The organism is Neobacillus drentensis (genome assembly GCF_036966985.1).
In the GTDB taxonomy this organism is placed as follows: Bacteria; Bacillota; Bacilli; order Bacillales; family Cytobacillaceae; genus Neobacillus; species Neobacillus drentensis_E.
Map to the genome: position 1 here is coordinate 1 of NZ_JBALSN010000322.1, position 1932 is coordinate 1932.

2 protein-coding genes are annotated in these 1932 nt (G+C 34.0%); one reads left to right on the forward strand and one right to left on the reverse strand.

All coding sequences use genetic code 11. The features are described 5' to 3' along the window. Window positions 1–1175, reverse strand: a 1175-nt coding sequence (locus V7659_RS20340; RefSeq protein ID WP_335541793.1) for a single-stranded-DNA-specific exonuclease RecJ, incomplete at its 3' end; no start/stop codon positions are given. A gap of 144 nt (window positions 1176–1319) precedes the next feature. Here V7659_RS20340 and V7659_RS20345 point away from each other — a divergent pair. Then, window positions 1320–1661, forward strand: coding sequence for a helix-turn-helix domain-containing protein (locus V7659_RS20345; RefSeq protein ID WP_335541794.1), 342 nt, complete (start codon window positions 1320–1322; stop codon window positions 1659–1661). The last annotated feature ends 271 nt before the right edge of the window (window positions 1662–1932 follow it).

Sequence of the window (1932 nt, forward strand, 5' to 3'; positions counted from 1 at the left end):
ACGGATCTTGCGGAACCTTTTCCATTTTCAGTAAATACAATGGCGGGTTTTTTGTACTTTTCAGCAATCCTTGCTGCTAAAATTCCAATCAATCCATCTGTATAAGGACCAACCACAATAATGACTTTATGCTTATAAAGTTCATATAGATTAATCGTGAGCTCTGCTTGTTTAAACTGATCTGAAACCATCTTTTTTCTTAACTGATTTAGCCTAATTAACTTCTGCCAGCAATCTTCAATCATCTGTTCAGAACAATTTGATGTCAAAATATAAACTGCAAAATTAGGATCACTCAATCTTCCTAAAGAATTTAATATTGGTCCAAATGAAAAGCCGATAGTTTGACTGTTTACTTGCGAAATGCCTAAAAGTCGTTTTAGAACCCTTATAGGCATAGAAGGGGAGTAATTCATTTTTTCTAATCCCAATTGAACAATGACTCGGTTGTCTTCTTTTAGCGGCATAACATCTGCTATTGTTCCTAATGTCGCTAATTCAATAAAATCCCAAAGATGTTTTTCCCATAAACCTCTTTTGAGTAATAATGCATGAACAAGCTTGAATGCTACTCCGCATCCAGCCAAGGATGTAAAAGGAGACCTTTCATCACTTCTTCTAGGATTGATAAAAGCAAGCGACGGAGGGTTTCCTTTTAAAATTTCATGGTGATCAGTTACAATGACATCAATTCCAATTTGTTTTGCTCGTTTAACAGCTTCATGTGCAGACGAGCCATTATCCACCGTTATAATTAAGGCAGTACCTTTTGCAGAAAACCGATTAACTGCTTCTACGGAGAGTCCATATCCATCTGAACGCTTTGGTAATAAAAAATCCACGTTTGCATTTAATAACTTCAACCCTTTATATAGAATTGAGGTACTGGTAATCCCATCGACATCGTAGTCGCCAAATATACTAATATGTTCATCTCGTTCTATTGCTTGAAAAATTCGATTGACCGAAATATCCATATCCTTGAGATAGAATGGTCCTAATAAATATGAAGGGTCACACGATAAGAACCGATTAATTTCAAACCAATTTTTACAACCTCTTTCATATAGAAGCTCAATTACAAGTGGGTGGAGTGAAAACTGATTTGAATAGTATTGAATCGTATTCCTTTCCATCCTGGTAAGCTTTAAATCTTTTTTTATCCAATTCTCCAATTAAATTCTTCCTTTCTATAAAGTAATAACGATAAGTTGTAGGCAAATTACCCCCAATTAAACCAATTATTTGTATAATGGAAGTAATCATCATCTAAGAAAAAACACCACGACCTGATTAATCCATATGAAGAAGGTGAAACATTGTTAGCTGACATTGGACAACAGATTCGCTTATTACGAAAAAATCGTGGATTTACCATTCAACAGTTCGCACAGATTATGGATGTATCTGTGGGATATCAATCCAATTTAGAAACGGGTAAGGCAGAAACTATTTCGATTTCTTTTCTGAACAAATTACAAGAGGAGTTTTCCTTTGTTCCTTTTGTTTCAGACAAAACCTCTTTAGATGACCAATTTTCGATACGTCTTCACCACCTGAATACAATGTTAAGAAACCTCCAAGAAACAGATCCTGAAATTGTTGACTACTACTTAAATCACTTGGAACGCGGGATACATTTATTCAAAAAAGGGAATTAAATCCATTTCCTTATCAATTTTATAGACATAAATCATAAAAATTATTCATAATGGTGAAAAAAAAATTCACCATTATGAATAATTTCGAACTCCATATCTTCTTGGGGTTCTTTTTTTTGATGAACTTTTTTTTCACTATGGTGAATAAATTTAAAGAATAAGGGATAAAAAGTGAGAAGGCGACCTATGGGTTATTTATAAAAAATAGGGGGGATCAATTGAGTTTATGCAGAAAGAGGATTAGAGAATTATGGTTTCGAGATTGTGATAG